The sequence below is a fragment of the Streptomyces sp. ISL-100 genome, assembly GCF_018614615.1.
Classification (GTDB): Bacteria; Actinomycetota; Actinomycetes; order Streptomycetales; family Streptomycetaceae; genus Streptomyces.
This window is the reverse complement of record NZ_JAGGOK010000031.1, coordinates 46,952-65,542: the sequence shown is the minus strand read 5'-3', so window position 1 is coordinate 65,542 and position 18,591 is coordinate 46,952. Positions and strand designations below refer to the sequence as shown.

Genomic DNA, 18,591 nt, shown 5'->3' with positions numbered 1-18,591 from the left:
AATCCGGGAACTCGCGCATTCAGGAGGTGCACACTATGGTTCCCATCCTGCTGGTTCTACTTCTCGCACTGATTCTCTTCGGTGCCGGATTCGCGGTGAAGATTCTCTGGTGGATCGCCATCGCGGTCCTGGTCATCTGGCTTCTGGGATTCCTGATGCGAAGCACATCGGCCACGGGTGGCAGGTCCCGTTGGTATCGATGGTAGGAGAGGCAACAGAAGCGGGGCGGCGGCCTTCGGGCCGCCGCCCCGCTTCTGTTGCCTCTTTTTCCTATTCACCTCTGGGCAGCAGTGGCCCCAACGGCCCGAGGTCGATATTGAGATCCTCGGGTTCGAGGCCGAAGCGGGTGCGCAGCACGTCCATCCGGTCCTCCAGCAGCATCAGCGTCATGCCGATCCGCTCCTCCTGCTCCTCGCTGAGGTCTCCGGTCTCCACGCGGCGCAGCGCCTGGCGTTCCATCAGCTGGCGCAGCAGCTCCACGACCGTCAGGACGAGCTTGACCAGATCGCGCTCGACGGTGTCGGCGTCGAGCTCCACCCGGCGGCGGCCTTCGGTGGTTTGTGTGGTCCCAGTGGCTTCGGGGGTCATGCGGACTACTCCTCCTCGAACGGGGACGGCACGTCGACGTTGACGGAGCTGATGAGGGCGTTGAGGTCGACCCGTACGAGATCGACGTCGGCGATGCGCAGGGTCAGGTCACCGGTGATCACGACTCCGCCGGCCAGCAGCCGGTCCAGCAGGTCCACGAGGGCGAGTTGGCGCTGGGCGAGGGGCGCGGTGTCGGGTGGCTGCGGCGTCGTCATGGTCCGGGTGTCGCTTCCTGACCCACTTGCCCCGCATGCCCCGCATGCCCCGCATGCCCCGCGAAGGAGTACGGGGCCCAGGGGCCGGTGAGTTCCACCCGTACGCCCGGGTCCTTCGGCGTGAGCCGGCCGACCTCCGTCGCGAACTCCTCGCCGCGCTCGCGCGGCACCAGGTACGCCGCGTTGAGGATGTTCTGCCCCGGCGTCCCGGAGAGCCGGGAGTCCTGCGGGCGGTGCAGGACAGCGGCCTGTGCGCGAAGGGCGAGTTCCGCGTGCAGCGTGCGTGACAGGGTCTCGGCGCGTTCCCATACGCTCTCGCGTGCCTGGCGGCGGCTGAGGCGCCGGCGCAGGTAGTCACGGCCGGTCGCGGGAGCCGGCGCCTGCGGTTCCTCGGCCGGCTCCGGCTCCGGCTCCGGCTCCGGCTCCGGCTCCGGCTCCGGATCGGCGTACACCTTGACGCCCCACTCGACCCGTCCTTCCAGCCGCTGAAGCGTCTCTACGAAGCGGTCGTGCCCCGCGTCGAGCAGTCCGCGTACGCCGCTGTCGTCGACGCACACAGTGGCCAGGCGCAGCGGCACGGGCGAGGTGACAGCCGTCAGGGCGCCGACGACGGCCTCGTGCGTGCGGGCGGTGGCGGAGAGCCAGTCGAGGCTCTCCAGGTGCCGCTTGAGCGGCGCCTCGGCGAAGTCGTCGGCCGGCACCCGGCTGACCACGGCGACGAGGTCGCCGTGGCGCAGCAGCCGGGGTGGCTCACCGTCGAGGCCGCGCACGCCTTCCGGGGGAACTCCGTCGAAGGGCCGGGTGACCGCGTATACATAGCGCAGTTCGTTCATGCCTGGTCCTCGCGCTCTTCGAGAGCGGGCGACGACGCGGCCTCCAGATCGGCGACGCGCCGCTGCAACCGCTCATTCTCCTCGGCCAGTTCACGGCGACGGGCGCCGGAGGAAAGAGACGGGTCGTCCTCCCACCAGTCGATGCCCATCTCCTTCGCCTTGTCGACGGAAGCGACGATGAGGCGCAGTTTGATGGTGAGGAGTTCGATGTCGAGGAGATTTATCTTGATGTCTCCGGCGATGACGATTCCCTTGTCCAGTACGCGCTCAAGAATGTCCGCGAGATTCGCGCTTCCATTGGAAGCGTACGGGTCGGGAAGTCTGTTCGGCGTCGTCATCGGCGGCTCGGGCTTCTGTTCATGTCGTCGGGTTCCTCTTCTCCAGCCGGTCGAGGAGTTCGTCCTCCCGGCGGTCAAATTCGGCCTCGTCGATCTCTCCCGCTTCGAGCCGCCGCTCCAGGAGGGACAGTTCGCGCTGGATGGCCGACGGGTCGTAGTACTGCCGCTCCGCCTCCGCGACCACCTGCCGCAGCACCCAGCCGGTGCCGCGGACAGGGGCCACGGGCAGGAGCAGCAGCTCACCGAGGAGGCCCATAGCTGCTCGCTCCTTTCCTCGTCACTCCACGAAGCTGTACGGCGGCAGTGGGCCGTTCACCTGGAGCACGAGATGGGGGTGCTCCTTGCGCAGCGCGTCGGCCGCCTCCACGAACTCCGCGGTGCGGTCGCGGTCGACGAGGAAGGAGACATTCGCCAGCCAGCCGCTGCTCTCCGGCCCGGGGCTGACGGATCCCGCCGCTGCCTCCAGGGCCTGGCGCACCAGTTCGCCGTCGCGCCGTTCGCGGTCCTGCACGGCGGCCACCACGCGTTCGCCGAGCCGCAGCTTCTGTTCGTACGTTCCGCCGCCGGCCGCCCTGTTGGCCTCGTTGAGCGCGCGCAGTTCGGCGTCGTCCGCCAGCACCTGGTGCAGGACGGCCTCCTCGTCGTGCGTGGCCTTCACGTTGTACTCGACCTTGTTGTCGAGTGCGTCGAGCCGCTCCAGGTAGTGCTTCTCGCGTTCGGCGAGCACCGTGCGTACGGACTCGTCGTCGGCCGACAGGCTTCCGAAGCGCATCGGCAGCACGGCGCCCTCGGCGCCGGCGTCCGCGAGCACGGTCTGGTGGGCCAGCAGATCGCGGCGCTTGGGCCTGAGGTCCTCGGGGGCGTCACTCACGAGGGCGGTCAGTTCGCCGGTCCTGAGGGTGCGTACGGGCATCGGCGGGTCGCCGACTCCGCCCGTCGGGTCGGGGAGTTCGGGGTGGTTTGCGCGTGCGATGCCGTAGACGTACGTACTCACTCCTGCTCCTCCTTCCGGCGGGACGCGGTGGTGCTGCGCCGGGAACTCGACTTCGGTTCCGGCTGTTCGTCACCGCTACCGCGGGCCTGCTTGAACGCGCCCGAGATGGTTTCCGCGGCTCCGGACAGTGCGCCCTTGGACTTGCCGCGGGCGCCTGACTCGGTGATGTCACCGACGATCTCGGGGAGTCCGGGGCTCTTGTTGGCGCCGGTTTCGAGGTCGAGGCGGTTACAGGCCTCGGCGAAGCGCAGGTACGTGTCGACGCTCGCCACCACGACGCGGATGTCGATTTTGAGGATTTCGATGCCGACCAGGGAGACACGTACGAACGCGTCGATGACGAGCCCTCGGTCGAGGACCAGTTCCAGGACGTCGTAGAGGCCGCTGGTACCGCCGCCACCTCCGCCTTGCTGTGCCGGGACTACGGTCATGCCGACCGGCCCTCCTTAGTGTTGGGTTGGTCTGGGATTGGTCTGAACTTGCGGTTACGAACGGTCCGCCCTGCCGCGCTCGTAGCGGCGGGCGCGCCGGTAGCCGGTGAGCGCTCCGTAGGCGTCGAGGGTGACTTCGTACGACGCGAGCAGGCTCATCGTGTCGGGGACCCGGGCCAGTTCGAGGACCTCGATCCGCAACATCCAGCCGCCGTCGTCCTCCATGCGTTCGAAGGAGGACACCGACTCGGCCTCCATGCCGGTGAGCTCCGCGAGTTGCGCCCGCGCGCCGCGCAGGACATCCATCGGGCCCGGCAGGCTTTCCGCCTTCGTCTGCGAACTCCGCGAATTCTGTGAACTCTGTTTGTTCTTGGGTGCGTTGTCGGACGTATCGGATGTATTTGCCATGGCAGCCTCCGACATCGGGTAACCCATGACGCCGGTTCCAAACGCCGCGCCGCTCCGATGCGTGGCGTCCGGTCAGCGCAGAGCGCGCAGGCGCCTGCGCGCGGGGCCCAGCGCGCGGCCCCTGGAGGACACACCCGCCCAGGGGTTCGTGCGGGCCTGCTCCAGTACGCCGTCGATGTCGGTCAACGACCAGGTGCGCGCCGTGAGTTGCTTGTCGTCAAGCTGCTCCCAGGAGACCTGCGCGGCAACCGGTGCGCCCTCCTTGGGGCGGGGCGACCAGGGGGCGACGGCCGTCTGGGCGTAGGCGTTGCGCCCGACGTCCAGGTAGAGCCGGTCGCCGCGGGCCTGTTTGCGTGCGGCCGTGGTCAGCTCGTCCGGGTGGCGCGCGGCAAGGATCTCCGCGACTTCCCTGGCGAAGGCGCGGGAGTCGTCGAACGTGGTGTTCCCGTCGAGGGCACGATCACATGAAGGCCCTTGGAACCCGTGGTCATGAGCGTGGACGGCAGCCGCAGCTGATCGAGGAGCTCGCCGAGCCGGTGCGCCGCTTCCCGTACGGCGGGGAAGTCGTCCCCGGGCGGGTCCAGGTCGAAGATCAGCCGGTCGGGCCGCTCGATACGGCCGGCGCGCGCGAGCCAGCGGTGCAGCGTGAGGCACGCCTGGTCGGCCAGGAAGACGAGGGTGGCACTGTTGTCGCAGACGGTGTGCGTGACCGTGCCGCCCTCCTTGGGGACCTGGACCCGGCGTACCCACTCGGGGTAGTGCGCGGGGGTGTCCTTCTGCATGAAGCGCGGGCCTTCGGTGCCGTCGGGCCATCGCTCCAGCATCAGCGGCCGGCCGCGCAGCTGGGGCACCGTGAACGCCGCCACCCGCCGGTAGTAGTCGGCGACATCGGCCTTGGTGAGGCCGCAGTCGGGGAAGAGCACCTTCCCGGGCCGGTGGACGGTCACCGTGCGGTTGCCGGCCTTCCCGGTCATGGTATCGCTCATCGTCACTCTCTCCTGGGCTCGCTCCGGCCTCGTACGCACGCGACCGCCCGCCGGCGCACAGGCGCGAGCGCGGGGCCGCCCGTCACTGGCCGGCCCCGCGTGCCCGCACGGCGCGGGGAGGGTGGCGGGGTGTTCAGGGCACCCCGCCACCCACGCCCCGCCGCGCTCTCACCGTACGATCACCTTCTCCGCCAGGAGCTTCACGGCGGCCGCGATCGAGTCGGCGTCGATTCCCGAGGCATGCAGCTGCTCCTGCTCGGTGGCCGAGCCGGGCATGTTCCCCACGGCCAGGCGGACCAGGCGCGGCACCGGCCGTCCGTCGGCGAACACCTCGGCGACCGCGTCGCCCAGGCCGCCCTGCGGATGGTGGTCCTCGACGGTCACCAGACAGCCGGTGCGTTCCGCCGCCGTCTGGACGGCGCGCTCGTCGACGGGCTTGACCGAGTACAGGTCGACGACCCGGACCGGCAGGCCGTCCTGCGCCAGCAGGTCCGCGGCGCGCAGCGCCTCGTGGACCGTCACACCCGCGGCGAGCAGGGTCAGTTTGTCGTCGTCGCCGGAGCGAAGCAGCTTGCTGCCGCCGACCGGGAACTCCTCGTCGGGCCCGTAGATGACGGGTGTGGCGCCCCGGCTGGTGCGCAGGTAGCGCACGCCCCGGCTCTGCGCGTCGCCCTGCGCCATCGCGGCGACGAGCTTGGCCGTCTGGTTGGCGTCGCAGGGGTACAGGACGGTGCTGCCGTGTACGGCGCGGAAGAGGGCGAGGTCTTCGAGTCCCATCTGGGAGGGGCCGTCCTCGCCGATGGCGACCCCGGCGTGCGAGCCCACCAGGTTGATGCCGGCCCGGCTGACCGCGGCCATCCGTACGAAGTCGTGCGCGCGGGTCAGGAACGCCGCGAAGGTCGAGGCGTACGGGACGTAGCCCCGTGTCTGCATGCCGACCGCCGCCGCGACCAGCTGCTGTTCCGCGATGTAGCACTCGAAGAACCGGTCCGGATGCTCCTTCGCGAAGAACTGCGACCGGGTCGAGTCGCTCACCTCGCCGTCGAGGGCCACGACGTCGCCGCGCGCGGATCCGAGCGCGGCGAGCGCCTCGCCGTACGCGTTCCGGGTGGCGACCTCGTCGCCCTTCTCGTAACCCGGCAGCTTCAGCTGCCCGCCCCGGGTGCCGTTCACGCTCCGCGCACTGTGCGGCTTCTGTACCTCCACATGGACGAACCGGGGCCCGCCGAGCTCCTCGATCGCGCTCTCGGCGTCCTTCAGCGGCTTGCCGTGCATGCCTTCCTTGTCCTCCACGGCTGCGACACCGCGCCCCTTGCGCGTGCGCGCGACGACGGCGGTGGGCCGCCCCGTGGTCGAACGCGCCTCGTTGAACGCGGCATCGACGGCATCGACGTCGTGGCCGTCCACCTCGATGGTGTGCCAGCCGAAGGCGTGCAGCCTGCGGGTGTACGCCCCGAGGTCCCAGCCGTGGCGGGTGGGGCCGCGCTGCCCGAGCCGGTTGACGTCGATAACGAGGGTGAGGTTGTCGAGGTGCTGGTCGGCCGCGTGCTCGACGGCCTCCCACACCGATCCCTCCGCCATTTCGCTGTCGCCGCTGAGTACCCATACGCGGTACGGGACCTGGTCCAGCCGCTTGCCCGCCAGCGCCACTCCGACACCGACCGGCAGGCCCTGCCCGAGCGAGCCCGTCGCCACGTCGACCCAGGGGAGCCTGGGCGTCGGGTGCCCTTCGAGACGGCTGCCGCGCCGGCGGTAGGTCAGCAGTTCCTCGTCGTCGATGGCGCCGGCCGCCCGGTACAGGGCGTACAGCAGCGGTGACGCGTGCCCCTTCGACAGGATCAGGCGGTCGTTGCCGGGGTGGTCGGGCCGGCCGAAGTCGTAGCGCAAATGCCGGGCGAGGAGTACGGCCGCGAGGTCCGCCGCCGACATCGAGGAGGTCGGATGGCCGGACTGGGCGGCGTCGGCGGCCCGTACCGCGTCCACCCTCAGCTGCTGGCCGAGCTGGATGAGCTGTTCGCTGTCCATGTCACTCCTTGGGGGTCACTCCTTGCCGGGTCGGTCGGCCCCATTGGGTCGGTCGGGCCGGCCGCCGCCAACCCTGGCCAGCTCCGGCGCGGACGTGTCGAGCGGGACCGACCAGGACCGTACGAGGCCCAGCTGCACAGCCTGGCGCGGCAGTACGGCGTCGAGCATCCAGTCGGCGGCGACCCGCACCCGGTTCCCCGGCATGGCGGCAAGATGGTAGCCACGGGTGACCGCACCCGCGACCGGGCCGGACAGGGGAACGCCGAGCGGGTTGGCGGCGGCCTTGACCCCGCCGAGGTCCACGACGAACCCCAGGTCGTTGTGCCGGTACCGCTGCTGCTCGCCGTGGCCGAGCGACGCGGCGACATTGCGGCCCGCGACCTTTCCCTGCCGGGCGGCGTGCTGCGCGGTCATGGGCGTGTACTGCCCCGGCCGGGTGAGGTCGGGCACGGCGGCGGCGTCGCCGCACGCGAAGACCTCCGGATGCCCGGGCACGTTGAGTGTGGGCTCGACGAGCAGACGTCCGCGCTCGACGGGCAGACCGACCTCGGAGACCAGCGGATCGGGGCGTACGCCGACACACCACACCAGCGTCCTCGTATCGACGAACTCCCCGTCGTCCAGCCGCACCCCTTCGTGGGTGGCCTCCTTGACGGACGTCTGCGTCCGTACGTCGACTCCGCGTCCGCGCAGCACCTTGTCCGCGGTCTGCGACAGCCGCCGGTCCAGCTCGGGCAGGACGCGCGGCGCGATGTCGAGCAGCAGCCAGCGCGGCTTGTGCCCGGCGTGCCGCCAGGAGCGCTGTTTGCGGACGAGGGCGTCGGTGAACATCTTGCCCTGGGCGGCGACCTCGGTCCCTGTGTAGCCGGCGCCGACGACGACGAAGGTGCAGCGCGCGGCGCACTCGTCCGGGTCGCCGGTGGCGGCCGCCAGTTCGATCTGGCGGGTCACGTGGTCCCGCAGGTAGAGGGCCTCGGGCAGACCGCGGAAGCCGTGGGCGTGCTCGGCGACGCCGGGCACCGGCAACAGTTTGTTGACACTGCCGACGGCCAGCACCAGCCGGTCGTACTCCAGCTCGCCCGTGTCGTCCTCGGGCCCGGTGTAGTGCACGCGCCGCGCCGCCAGGTCGATGTGGTCCGCCTCGCCGAGGACCAGCCGTACGCGCGGGAGCGTCCCCGGGAGCGAGACCGTCACGCGGCGGGGTTCGAGGATGCCGGCGGCGACCTGTGGCAGAAGGGGAAGGTAGAGGAAGTAGTCGGTGGGGTTGAGAAGAACGATCTCGGCGTTGTCCCGGAGCTGCCGGGAGAGGGTCTTCGCGGCCTGATGGCCGGCGAAACCGGCTCCGACGATGACTATGCGGGGACGGTTACGGGTCACTGCGTTCACCTCGTAGGCGGGGCGGTGGCGGTGGACCTTCCCGGTGCCCCTGAGGCCGGGGGCCAAACACCGGGCGCGGGTTTCCCGGCGACGCCCTGGGGAGCGTCAGCCTCGCCGGTCCGGCGCCTCGGATTCACCGGGGGCGGATTCCCCGGGGGCCGGGGCGGCGGGAGGTGCCGGCGGCACCGGCGGGGTGCCGAAGGGGATGCCGCCCGGCGGGGTGACCGGCGGCACGGCGGGGGCGCCGGGCTCGGCGGCGCGCGTACCACTGCTGCCGGGGCGGGCGGCCTGCTGCTTGAGCACCACGGCCAGCCCGAAGAGCAGGATTCCGGCGACCATCGCGGCCGCCCACGCGGGCAGGGCCAGGTCCAGTACGAGCACGAGGAACGCGGTGGCCGCCGCACCTCCGTAGAGCGCGGCCGCTCCGGCTCCGGTGTACAGGCGCGCCGTGCGGCGCTGCTTCCTGGTCTGTTCGCGCAGCTCGTCCTTGAGGGTGTCGCGGACGACCTGGGCGACTTGTTGCGACAGGTTCGTATCCATGGGCGGCGAGTACCCGCCCCGCCCGCCGGTACTCTCCACCTCTCGTCTCACATCCCAAGATTTACGTCTCACATTCCGGCATGGCGGCGTAACGTACGGCGTACCGCTTCACGCTTCGAGGGAGAAGGAGTCCGGCCATGCAGCAGGAGAACGCCGTCTACACCCATGGGCACCACGAGTCGGTGCTGCGCTCGCACAGTTGGCGTACCGCCGCCAACTCCGCGGCGTACCTGCTGGACGAACTGCGGCCGGGGCTCGACGTTCTGGACGTGGGCTGCGGCCCCGGCACCATCACGGCGGACCTGGCCGCGCTGGTCGCCCCGGGCAGGGTGACTGCGGTGGACGCGGCGGAAGACGTCGTGGTGCGGGCGCGCGAGGTGGCGGCGGAACGAGGCCTGGTGAACGTCGAGTTCGCGGTGGGCGACGTCCACGCGCTCGACTTCCCCGACGACTCCTTCGACGTGGTCCACGCGCATCAAGTACTCCAGCACGTCGGTGATCCGGTGCGGGCGCTGCGCGAGATGCGGCGCGTGTGCCGCCCCGGTGGCATCGTCGCCGCACGCGACAGCGACTACGCCGCCATGACGTGGTTCCCCGAGGTACCGCTCATGGAGCAGTGGCAGCAGCTGTACGGCCGGGTGGCCCGCGCGAACGGCGGGGAACCGGACGCGGGCCGCAGGCTCCTGTCCTGGGCGCGGCGGGCCGGCTTCACGGATGTGCGGGCGTCGGCGGCGGCGTGGTGTTTCGCGACGCCGGACGAGCGGGCGTGGTGGAGCGGCCTCTGGGCGGACCGTACGACGGCATCCGTGTACGCCGAACTGGCAGTGGCCGGCGGCCACGCGACGCCGGACGACCTGTCGGCGATCGCCGGGGCGTGGCGGGAGTGGGGCAGCCGGGAGGACGCGTGGTTCATGGTGCCGCACGGGGAGGTGCTGTGCCGCGCGTGAGGGCGCGGGGTGCGTGACTTTTGCCCTGCGGGGCTGTTCCCCTACCCGCCCCTTCCCGAAGCTGGGGGCAAGCCCCATACCCCGGGACGCCCTTCGGGCGTGGTCCTCAAACGCCGGACGGGCTGAAAGTTGCCGTAACGCGGCACTATCCAGCCGCTCCGGCGTTTGAGGAGCGGGGCCTGGAGCAGCGCCCCTCACGCGGCGCAGCCGCAAAATGTCACAGCGGGAAGGGGCGGGGAGGGGAAAGCCCCGCAGGGCCCGACCGCGCACCAACTACCCTGATCACCATGGAGATCCTCGGAACCACGCTGCGCATCTGCGTCGAAGACCTGGAGGCCACGGTGGCCTTCTACGAAAGCCTCACCGGAACCCGCGCCCTGCGCTTCGAGCGCGGCGGCGTCTCCGTCGCCGCAGTCGGCTGCTTCCTCCTCATGAGCGGCCCCGAGTCCGAACTCGAAGTGCTGCGCAAGGTATCGGCGACCATCGCCGTCAAGGACGTCGACGAGGCCGGCGCAGCCCTGACCGGCGCCGGCGCCCGCATCATCGCCGGCCCCGTCCCGACCCCGGTCGGCCGCAACCTGATCGCCGCGCACCCCGACGGCTCGGTCTTCGAGTACGTCGACCGGCGCGCGGCAACCTGATCAGGCATCAGCGCCCTACTCCACCCCCGGCCGCATCCGGTAGTCGTACGCGTCAGGCAACGGCTCGTCACTGACCGCCGCCCACACCTCGCCCAGAACTTCCGCGCCCTCCCGCAGGTCCGGCACCTCGAACCCGGCGTCGAAGAGGGCGCGGGCGCCCTCCTTGTCGCCCTCGGCGACGAGGAGCTGAGCCTCGACGAGCCGGAAGCGGCCACTCCCCCGCAGGGCGGGAGGCAGCGCGTCCCAGACCGTGCGCGCCGCATCCGCCCGCCCCGCCGCCAGCAGCGCGGCGATCGCCTCGCGCCCCAGAGCAGCCGTCGCCGCCGCCCACGCCTCGCCGTCACGGTCGCGCCGCACCCGGCAGAGCTCTTCGAACGCCTCGGCATAGTGATCGGCGGCGCGCCCCACGTTGCCCGCGTCCCGGTCGGCGACAGCGAGGCAGCGCAGCAACGGCCAGCGCGACCGGCTCACTTGAAGGCCACGCTCCCAACTCCGCACCGCCTGCGCCAGATCACCCGCGTGCCACTGGGCGACGCCCAGGTGGTACTCGGTGAGGGGCTCCGCCGGCGCCGTCTCCAGCATGTCGCGCCAGTGCGGCGCCACCAGGGACGGCCCGGGCGGGGCCGCCTCGCCCGAGGCGTCCGGAAACGTACCGCTGCGCAGCAACTCCACCCAGGGCTCCTGCTGTTCCCCGAGCGTCGCCTCGCCGAAGGGCGTGCCGGGAAGCTTGAATCCGGCGCGCAGAACCTCCAGCGCGCCCCACCCGGAGCCGGTCGCGAGCGACTCCCCCGGCTCGTGGTCGGCGTACGGCCGCCACGCCTCGTACGCCGCGTCCACCCGCGCCCGCGGCAGCGCGTCCTCCAGCCGGCCGTCGGCCTCCGCGCGGGCAGCGGCCCAGTCCTCACCGTGGACCACCCCGGGGTCGGCGGCCATCGGACCGTACGCCTCCAGCCAGCTGAACTCGGCTCCCGCCTCCAGCGGTACGTGCTCAAGCTGCGTACGGGCGAGGCCGGCCTGGATCTCGGCGTACCCCGGGGTGCCCGGCTCGGTCAGCCACTGCTGCCAGCGCCGCCCGCCGCGCCCCGCGCCCCACAGGAACAGCTTGCGGCCGCGCAGTTGGTCGGTGGAGGTCTGGACGAGTCCCCGGCCGTCGGCGTCGAACGCCGCGATCCACTTGCGGGCGTCCTCCGGCACCTCGTAGAAGTAGTCCGCCGGGTAGTCACCGCGCAACGGGTACGTACGGTCGACACCGTCGCCGCCCGACTCCGGGACAGGGACGCGCCGCAGGCTGCGCTCGTACCCGAAGTGCCAGGCTTCGTCAGCCGGGGCGAGGACACGGGTCCCTTCGTCCTCGGGAACCGCGATGTTGGACCACCAGTAAGCAGGGACGGTCCGCTCGTGCGGGTTGCGTATCCGTACGCCGACGTACAGGAAGTCGGAGTCGGCCGGCAGCCACAGGTCGACCTGGAAGGGCAGGTCGCGCAGCCGCTCCCATTCCCAGAGCCTGACCATGTCGCCGCCGTCGGGGGCGGGGACGATCGCGGCGTGCAGCGGGGCGCAGGACAGCGTCGTATGCCCGGTGGCGCCGATGTTCCACTCCAGTCCGCCGGAGAACCAGGCACCGTTGAGCGCGAAGTCGGCGGGCTGGAAGACCGGGTTGCGGTAGAGGAGTTCGCGTCCGGTCGGCTTGTGGAACAGCGAATGCACGCGCCCGCCGAGTCCCGGCAGCACGGTGGCTCGCAGGCGGTCGTTCTCGATGACGATCGCGTCGAGGTCCGTCTGCGTGCGCTCGCGTCCGTAGCCGTCCAGGACGCGTACCGGCAGGAGGGTGCGCAGCGGTTCGTATCCGACCTGACGGGCCATGTCGCGCGGGAGACCTGCGCGGGAGCGCTCGTCGATGAAGTGCTGCTCGTCGAGGGGGCGGAGCCCTGGAAGGGGGTTCTCCGGCCCCAATGGGGCGGCGGGCAGGGTCAGTACGGCACGTCGCACGGTCGTGGCCAAGGCAGCCTCACTCCCTCACAGGGGCCGCCGTCCACCGGCGCCCGATCCCCATCGGATCACGCCGGACGCCACCCTGACCAGGGGGTCCTGCACTGGCCGCGCCCTGCGGGCATGTCCTCAAACTCCGGAGGGGCTGGATTCGGCCGCACCATCCAGCCCCGCAGGGCACGGCCAGAAGGTCGCAGAGGCTCAGTCGCGCATCTCCACCGTGATCGCCCACCGCTCGTGGTCACGCCACGCCCCGTTGATGTGGATGAAGTCCGGCGAGAACCCCTCCAGCCGAAACCCGGCCCTGCGGACGAGCGCAATGGACGCCTCGTTCCCGGGCTGAATGTTGGCCTCCAGCCTGTGCAGCCCCAGGGGCCCGAACGCCTGGTCCAGGACCAGCCCGAGCCCCTCGCTCATCAGCCCCCGCCCCGCCGCGTGCGCGAACGCGCCGTAACCCAGCGCACCGCACAGGAAACCGCCCCCGACGATGTTGTTGATGTTGATGAAGCCCGCGATGCTGCCGTCGGAGCGCTCGCACACCAGGTAGCCGACCCTCGTCGGGTCCTCGATGAGCGGACCCGCGTAGGCGGCGTACGCCGACGGCTGGTCCGGCGGAAAGAGCCACGGGTGGTGCAGGCTCCTGCTCTCGCGCGCCCGCGCGGTGAACTCGTCGGCGTCGGCGTAGCCGAAGTGCCGCAGGGCGACACGCGGCCCCTGGGCAAGGTGGACGACGCTCTCAGACATGCGGCCAGGCTACTTCCGGGCGACGCCCCATGAAGCAGCCGCCGCGCGGCGTCAGCCGAGCGAGCCCCTGATCACCGGGAGCTCCAGGACGCCGGTGTCCTCCGGGGCGCTGGTGACCGTCACCGGCTTGATGCCGCGGTTGCCGTAGTACGCGTCGTCGCTCGCCGCGACGACGAACTCCAGCCGGTGCCCCGCCTCGTACCGGTGCACGATGCCGGGGAGCGAGACCGTGAAGGGGCGGGTCACATCCGGCACCCTGACCGGCGCGACCAGACGCTGCACGAGCGTCTTCGTGCCGTCGGGAGCGACGTCGTACAGCTTGGCGAAGAGGACGAGCTTGTCGGCGGCGTCACCGGAGTTCTGCACGCGCTCGGTCTTCGGCGAGACGACCTTGAGCGTCGCCTTTGGCGCACCGACCACGTCCACCGGGGCCTTGAGCGGCTTCGTGGACCAGCCCAGGTAGGTGCCGGGCGTGTCGCTGGGCTTGCGGTCGGGCAGGCCGAACAGGCCGGACAGGGAGTTATCGGAGTGGCTGGTGGGGTGCGGGTGGTTGCGGTACTCACGCGTACCGCGCACGACCTTCGACCGGTTGTCGACGAGCTTGCCGTCGCCGGAGAGGTAGACCTTCTGCGACAGGGCCGGCGGCGCGGCGGCCGTGCCGTAACCGCTCTGCCAGTCGCGGTAGTACGCGAAGGCGGGGCCGGTGTCGGTGCCCTTCTTGCCGTGCAGGTAGCGGTCGAACCAGGCGAGGATGCGCTTGCCGACGTAACTCGTCTCCAGGTTGCCCTTGGCGAGGTTGAGTTCGCCGGCGGCGGGGTTGGTGAGACCGCCGCTGTGGCCCCAGGACTGCCAGATCATGCGGGTTTCGGTGCCCTGGGCCTTGAGGGTCTTGTACGTCGCCTCCGCCTCGTTGAGGTTGAAGAGGGTGTCGGCCTGGCCCTGGACGATCAGCGTGGGCGCCTTGACCCTGTGGAGGTACGAGGCCGGGGAGACGCTGCGCGCGTAGGCCATCATCGCGGCGGTGCGGTCGGCGGGGTAGCGGCCGGTTGCCAGAAGCCGGGTGGTCTCGCACGCCTTGGCGACGAAGTGCAGGCAGCCTCCGCCGCCGATCCGGGACGGGTCGAGACCGGGGTTGAGCAGGCCCTGCGCCTCGCCCATGAGGAAGAAGCCGGATGTCCACTGGTACTTGTACGCGCCGGGAACGGACCCGTCGTTCGTCGCGTTGTTGGGGCTGAGGGAGTAGGCGAGGTCGTTCCAGGTGATCAGGGGCACGAGGGCGTCGAAGCGGCGGTCGTTCGCGGCCGTGGCCATTTGAATCGTGCCGCCGTACGAGCCGCCGATCATCCCGAGGCGCGGATCGCCCGCGCCGTCCTTGACGACGTAGTCGGCCCGCGTGCCGTCGTCGGCCGCGCGGGTGCCGCCCAGGAAGTCGACCAGGCCCGACGCTGCCCTGCCGTCGATCTCCCGGTCGTTGAGCGAGATGGGACAGCCGGACATGCCGAAGCCGAGGCCGGAGTAGGCGAGGGCGACGTAGCCGCGGGTGGCGAAGGCCTTGGCGATGCCGTCGGTGGAGCCGTCGGCCTTGCTGCCGCCGAAGCCGTTGGTGGTGAGGACGGCGGGCGCGGGGCGGGCCTTGTCGACCCCGGCGGGGCGGTAGAGGTCGGCGTCGACGGTGCACTTCCTGTCGCCCGCCTGCACCGTGAACTTCAGTGGGGTGACGGTGTATTCGCCGGTCGCGGCCGCCTGCCCGGGAGCGGTGAGGGCGAGTGGCGCGGCGAGTGCGGCACCGGCCGCCAGGACGAACGGTCTGCGGGACAAGGACACGGACACGGACACAGGGCGGCGACGGCGACAGCGACGGGACATGCGGACCTCCACACTGAGGGCACCTTACCGACCGGTAAGTATTTGCGCCGGACATGCTGTGACACGTGTCACACCGCTGTCAACCATTCATACACGGGTGGTTGATGGAGAGTCAGTAAAGATGACGGCGGCTGGGCCGGACGGCGGAGCGCAGAAGTGGTGTCAGACCCGGCTGTTAGGTTCCGGGCATGACGATGAAGCGAGTGCCGTTCACCGGCGGCGAGAAGGAAAGTCTCCAGGTCAGCCTGGACCGGCACCGTGATGCCGTGCTGTGGAAGCTGAACGGCCTGGACGACGAGCAGCTGCGCCGGCCCATGACCCCGTCGGGGACGAATCTGCTCGGTCTGGTGAAGCATCTGGCGAGCGTCGAGTACGGGTGGTTCTGTACGACGTTCGGACGCGAGAGCGAACCGCTCTGGTTCGATCCGTTCAAGGAAGAAGACATGACCGTCGCCGACACCGAGTCCACCACGGACATCGTGGAGTTCTACGGCCGTGCGCGCGCCGCCGCAGACCTGGCCATAGCCGAGCTCGACCTCGACACACTGGGCACCTCGTGGTCGGGCAACACCGTGTCGATGCGCTGGGTGCTCATCCACATGCTGGAGGACACCGTGCGGCACGCGGGCCACATGGACATCCTCCGCGAGCTCATCGACGGGGCGACGGGAGACCACCCGCCGGCCTGACCATCCGGCGGCCAGGTGTGTCTCAACGCAGCGCGGGCTCGTCGAGGGTGAGGGTGCGCGTGTCCGTGTCGAGTACGGCCGGCACGCCAAGCGGCACGGTCAGTGCGGTCGCGCAGTGCCCGAAGCCCAGTTCCTCGACGACCGGCACCCCCAGGGCGCCCAGCCGGTCGTACAGCAGCGTCCGCACCTCCTGCTCGTACGGGCCGCACTCCTCCCAGGAGCCGAGGGCGACGCCCGCCACGCCGTCCAGCCAGCCGGACCGCAGCAGCTGGGTCAGGATCCGGTCCAGCCGGTACGCCTCCTCGCCGATGTCCTCGATGAGCAGTAGACCACCGCGGGCGCCGGCCCGTGCGTCCGGCGTGCCCAGGCCTGCGGCGAGCAGGCTGACGCAGCCGCCGAGCGTGACGCCGCGCGCCCGGCCCGGGACCATGACGCGAGCCGTCGCCAGCCCGAGGGTCGTGACCGACTCGGGCTCGAAGAGGGTGGCGCGCAGCGAGTCCTGGGTGCGGGCGTCCTTGAGGAAGGACATGGTGGCGACCATCGGACCGTGCAGGGTGGACAGGCCGAGCCGTACGGCGAACGCCTCGTGCAGTGCGGTGATGTCGCTGTACCCGACGAAGACCTTGGGCCCGGCCGCGCGCATCGCCGCCCAGTCGAGCAGGTCCACCATGCGCTGCACGCCGTAGCCGCCCCGCGCGCAGATCACCGCGTCGACCGACGGGTCGCACCAGGCTTCCTCCAGGTCCCGGGCCCGCGCCTCGTCCGAGCCGGCGAGGTAACCGAACTCCGGGTGTGTGTCCCGCACATGGGCGCCCACCACCGGATCGAGGTCCCAGCCCCGCAGGATGTCGAGTCCCGCTTCGAGCCGCTCCCCGGGTACGGGTCCGCTGGGAGCCACGACGGCGACTCGTGCCCCCGGTCGCAGTCGCGCGGGGCGAGTCAGCGATCCGAGGGGCGCAGAAGTCATTTGGTGAACTCCAGACGGCGCACATCGTCGCGGTCAATGCCGAACACCTGTGCGTACAGCGACAGTTCGGCCTCCAGTGCGCGGGCCACCGTCTCGGCCCTGCGGAAGCCGTGCCCCTCCCCCTCGAAGGCGATGTACGCGTGCGGGATGCCGCGCCCCGCCATGCGCTCCAGGAACCGCTCGCACTGAACGGGCGGGCAGATCACGTCGTCGAGTCCCTGGAGCAGCAGGAAGGGCGCGGTGATCCGCTCGGCCTGGTGGGCGGGCGAACGGTCGCGGTAGCGGTCGGGGTACGCCGCGAGCGGCCCGACGAGGCTCTCCAGGTACCGCGACTCGAAGTCGTGGGTCTCGCCCGTCGCCCAGGCCGCCAGGTCGAGGATCGGGTACATGACGGTGCCGCAGGCGTACACGTCGGTGGCGGTGAGCGAGGCGGCCGCGGTCCAGCCGCCCGCGCTGCCGCCGCGGACCGCGAGCCTGCGCGGATCGGCGGTGCCCTCCTCGGCCAGGGCGACGGCGACCGCGGCGCAGTCCTCGACGTCCACGACGCCCCACTGCTCGCGCAGCCGGTCGCGGTACTCGCGCCCGTACCCCGCCGATCCGCCGTAGTTGACCTCGGCGACCCCGATGCCGCGCGAGGTGAAGTAGGCGATCTCCAGGTCGAGTACGAGCGGGGCGCGCCCGGTCGGTCCGCCGTGCGCCCAGATCACGTACGGCGGCAGTTCGTCGGCGGGCGCGATATGGCCGGGGTTGTGCGGCGGGTAGATGTGGGCGTGGGTGTCGCGGCCGTCGGGCCCGGTGAAGACGCGGATCTGCGGCTCGGGATAGAAGGCGGGGTCCACCGGGTCGTCGTGCGCGGATCCGATGACCCGGGTGTGCCCGGTTCCGGTGTCGAGCTCCATCACCTCGTACGCGCTGCGCGGGCTGGCGGCGACTCCGACGACCCTGTCGCCGTGCACGGCGAGGGTGGGCGCCCATTCGGTCCAGGGACCCGCGGAGTCGACGACCTCGCCCATCTCCGGGTCGAGGATGCCCAGCGCGGTGGTGCCGCTGCCGTGAATGACGGCGACCAGGCCGTTGTCCAGCGGGTGGAACCAGCGCAGTCCGATCTTCCAGAGCGGCCCGCCGAACTCCTCGGGGCGGGAACACAGCGACGCCGCCACGGTCTCCCCGCGCGGGTCCGCGCGGTAGAGGTTCCACCACCCGCTGCGGTCGCCGGCGAAGAGCAGCTGTCCGTCGGCCGTCCAGTCGACTTGGGCGACCGCCTCGTCGACCTCGCCGGCCAGGCGCGAGGGCGCCCGGAAGGTGCCGTCCTCGGCGTCGATGTCCGCGAGGATCACTTCCGTGCCGTCCCAGGGCATCCGGGGATGGTCCCAGGCGATCCAGGCCACCCGCCGCCCGTCGGGTGAGACCTGCGGCCCGGTGACGAAACGGTGCGCGCCGTCGGAGAGTTCGCGTACTGCGGCGCGGTCGCCGGCGGCTGAGCCGTCGAGCGGTACGGCCACGATGACGCGCCGTACGTCGGTGGGGTCCGCGCCCGTGAACTCCTCCAGTACGCACCACACTTCGCCGGCCGCGCCCCGGTCCATGCACAGCTGCGGGTCGACCCAGCGCAGCCCGCCGCCGACCGCCGACACGGGGGTGAGCGGCCGGGGTTCGGCGCCGGGCACGTCGGGTTCGTACGCGTAGAGCCGTTGGTCGGCAAAGTGGACGAAGACGACAAGCGGCCCGCCGGTCTCCCGCTCCGCCCCGGCCCAGGGCTGGCCGCCGTACTCGATCACCCTGCTGCGTACGTTCCAGGGAGCCGGCAGCACCGATTCCTCGCCGCCGTCCGCCCGCCGGCGCATCAGCGCGCGCCGGCCGCCCTCGGCCGGGCGCGGCGCCGTCCACCACACTTCGTCGCCGATCACGCCGACGTACTCCGGGTGCCCGTCGTGCGAGGCGGCGAGGTCGGCGTCGATCGGTGACGGCCAGCTTCCGTACGTCCCTGTGGGCACCATGCCTTCCAACTCCCCT

At 71.3% G+C, this 18,591-nt stretch carries 20 protein-coding genes and 1 pseudogene; 4 read left to right on the top strand and 17 right to left on the bottom strand.

Annotated elements, in window-relative coordinates; genetic code table 11:
- Positions 1 to 35 precede the first annotated feature (35 nt).
- Positions 36 to 206 carry a hydrophobic protein gene (locus tag J7E89_RS14340; protein ID WP_214973479.1) on the top strand — a complete coding sequence of 57 codons (171 nt, stop codon included), beginning with the start codon at positions 36 to 38 and terminating at the stop codon, positions 204 to 206.
- Between the two features lie 64 nt (positions 207 to 270).
- Here the strand turns inward: J7E89_RS14340 and J7E89_RS14335 are convergent, their stop codons facing one another.
- The 12 genes and pseudogenes from J7E89_RS14335 to J7E89_RS14280 all read right to left on the bottom strand — a co-directional run bounded on the left by J7E89_RS14335 (position 271) and on the right by J7E89_RS14280 (position 8,735).
- Positions 271 to 588 (bottom strand): gas vesicle protein K, encoded by a 318-nt coding sequence (locus J7E89_RS14335; protein ID WP_214973477.1) that lies wholly within the window; start codon positions 586 to 588, stop codon positions 271 to 273.
- Between the two features lie 5 nt (positions 589 to 593).
- Positions 594 to 803: a gas vesicle protein gene (locus tag J7E89_RS14330; RefSeq protein WP_214973473.1), complete on the bottom strand. Its 210-nt coding sequence runs from the start codon at positions 801 to 803 to the stop codon at positions 594 to 596.
- Entirely contained in the window at positions 800 to 1,636 is an 837-nt protein-coding gene (locus J7E89_RS14325) for a GvpL/GvpF family gas vesicle protein (protein WP_214973472.1), read from the bottom strand. Before J7E89_RS14325 ends, J7E89_RS14330 begins: the two co-directional genes overlap by 4 nt.
- Positions 1,633 to 1,974 (bottom strand): gas vesicle protein, encoded by a 342-nt coding sequence (locus tag J7E89_RS14320; RefSeq protein ID WP_214973466.1) that lies wholly within the window; start codon positions 1,972 to 1,974, stop codon positions 1,633 to 1,635. Before J7E89_RS14320 ends, J7E89_RS14325 begins: the two co-directional genes overlap by 4 nt.
- Before the next feature lie 19 nt (positions 1,975 to 1,993).
- Positions 1,994 to 2,230 carry a gas vesicle protein GvpG gene (locus J7E89_RS14315; protein WP_214973464.1) on the bottom strand — a complete coding sequence of 79 codons (237 nt, stop codon included), beginning with the start codon at positions 2,228 to 2,230 and terminating at the stop codon, positions 1,994 to 1,996.
- A gap of 21 nt (positions 2,231 to 2,251) precedes the next feature.
- Positions 2,252 to 2,968 carry a GvpL/GvpF family gas vesicle protein gene (locus J7E89_RS14310; protein WP_214973462.1) on the bottom strand — a complete coding sequence of 239 codons (717 nt, stop codon included), beginning with the start codon at positions 2,966 to 2,968 and terminating at the stop codon, positions 2,252 to 2,254.
- Positions 2,965 to 3,399: a gas vesicle structural protein GvpA gene (locus J7E89_RS14305; RefSeq protein WP_214973460.1), complete on the bottom strand. Its 435-nt coding sequence runs from the start codon at positions 3,397 to 3,399 to the stop codon at positions 2,965 to 2,967. The genes J7E89_RS14310 and J7E89_RS14305 overlap by 4 nt, the downstream gene beginning before the upstream one ends.
- 54 nt (positions 3,400 to 3,453) lie before the next feature.
- Complete coding sequence (locus tag J7E89_RS14300) at positions 3,454 to 3,807, bottom strand: gas vesicle protein (RefSeq protein ID WP_214973458.1); 354 nt, start codon at positions 3,805 to 3,807, stop codon at positions 3,454 to 3,456.
- A gap of 72 nt (positions 3,808 to 3,879) precedes the next feature.
- Positions 3,880 to 4,793: pseudogene (ligD, locus tag J7E89_RS14295) on the bottom strand (non-homologous end-joining DNA ligase).
- 168 nt (positions 4,794 to 4,961) lie between these two features.
- Entirely contained in the window at positions 4,962 to 6,818 is a 1,857-nt protein-coding gene (locus tag J7E89_RS14290; protein ID WP_214973456.1) for a transketolase, read from the bottom strand.
- Between the two features lie 15 nt (positions 6,819 to 6,833).
- Positions 6,834 to 8,195, bottom strand: a complete 1,362-nt coding sequence (locus J7E89_RS14285) for an NAD(P)/FAD-dependent oxidoreductase (protein ID WP_214973454.1) — start codon at positions 8,193 to 8,195, stop codon at positions 6,834 to 6,836.
- A gap of 105 nt (positions 8,196 to 8,300) precedes the next feature.
- Positions 8,301 to 8,735 carry a phage holin family protein gene (locus tag J7E89_RS14280; RefSeq protein WP_214973452.1) on the bottom strand — a complete coding sequence of 145 codons (435 nt, stop codon included), beginning with the start codon at positions 8,733 to 8,735 and terminating at the stop codon, positions 8,301 to 8,303.
- Between the two features lie 137 nt (positions 8,736 to 8,872).
- Between J7E89_RS14280 and J7E89_RS14275 the strand changes: the two genes are divergently transcribed.
- Together J7E89_RS14275 and J7E89_RS14270 are read left to right on the top strand one after the other, a co-directional pair.
- On the top strand, positions 8,873 to 9,682 hold the full coding sequence (locus J7E89_RS14275; protein WP_214973450.1) for a class I SAM-dependent methyltransferase: 810 nt from the start codon (positions 8,873 to 8,875) through the stop codon (positions 9,680 to 9,682).
- 287 nt (positions 9,683 to 9,969) lie between these two features.
- The gene (locus tag J7E89_RS14270) at positions 9,970 to 10,323 is read left to right on the top strand and encodes a VOC family protein (RefSeq protein ID WP_214973448.1); all 354 of its coding nucleotides are present in this window, start codon (positions 9,970 to 9,972) and stop codon (positions 10,321 to 10,323) included.
- A 15-nt stretch (positions 10,324 to 10,338) separates the two neighbouring features.
- Here J7E89_RS14270 and J7E89_RS14265 read toward each other — a convergent pair whose 3' ends face one another.
- From J7E89_RS14265 to J7E89_RS14255, 3 genes are all read right to left on the bottom strand, one after another.
- Positions 10,339 to 12,324, bottom strand: a complete 1,986-nt coding sequence (locus J7E89_RS14265) for a DUF5107 domain-containing protein (RefSeq protein WP_214973446.1) — start codon at positions 12,322 to 12,324, stop codon at positions 10,339 to 10,341.
- Between the two features lie 189 nt (positions 12,325 to 12,513).
- Positions 12,514 to 13,056 (bottom strand): GNAT family N-acetyltransferase, encoded by a 543-nt coding sequence (locus J7E89_RS14260; RefSeq protein WP_214973444.1) that lies wholly within the window; start codon positions 13,054 to 13,056, stop codon positions 12,514 to 12,516.
- Between the two features lie 51 nt (positions 13,057 to 13,107).
- Entirely contained in the window at positions 13,108 to 14,922 is a 1,815-nt protein-coding gene (locus J7E89_RS14255) for an alpha/beta fold hydrolase (protein ID WP_214973442.1), read from the bottom strand.
- A 194-nt stretch (positions 14,923 to 15,116) separates the two neighbouring features.
- Here J7E89_RS14255 and J7E89_RS14250 point away from each other — a divergent pair, with 194 nt between their 5' ends.
- Positions 15,117 to 15,611: a DinB family protein gene (locus J7E89_RS14250; RefSeq protein ID WP_374196819.1), complete on the top strand. Its 495-nt coding sequence runs from the start codon at positions 15,117 to 15,119 to the stop codon at positions 15,609 to 15,611.
- Between the two features lie 22 nt (positions 15,612 to 15,633).
- On the opposite strand, the gene J7E89_RS14245 is transcribed toward J7E89_RS14250, so the two are convergent.
- A complete protein-coding gene (locus J7E89_RS14245) occupies positions 15,634 to 16,578 on the bottom strand; it encodes an LD-carboxypeptidase (RefSeq protein ID WP_214973438.1) in 945 nt (314 codons plus the stop codon).
- On the bottom strand, positions 16,575 to 18,575 hold the full coding sequence (locus J7E89_RS14240) for an LpqB family beta-propeller domain-containing protein (protein WP_214973436.1): 2,001 nt from the start codon (positions 18,573 to 18,575) through the stop codon (positions 16,575 to 16,577). The genes J7E89_RS14245 and J7E89_RS14240 overlap by 4 nt, the downstream gene beginning before the upstream one ends.
- Positions 18,576 to 18,591: the final 16 nt, after the last annotated feature.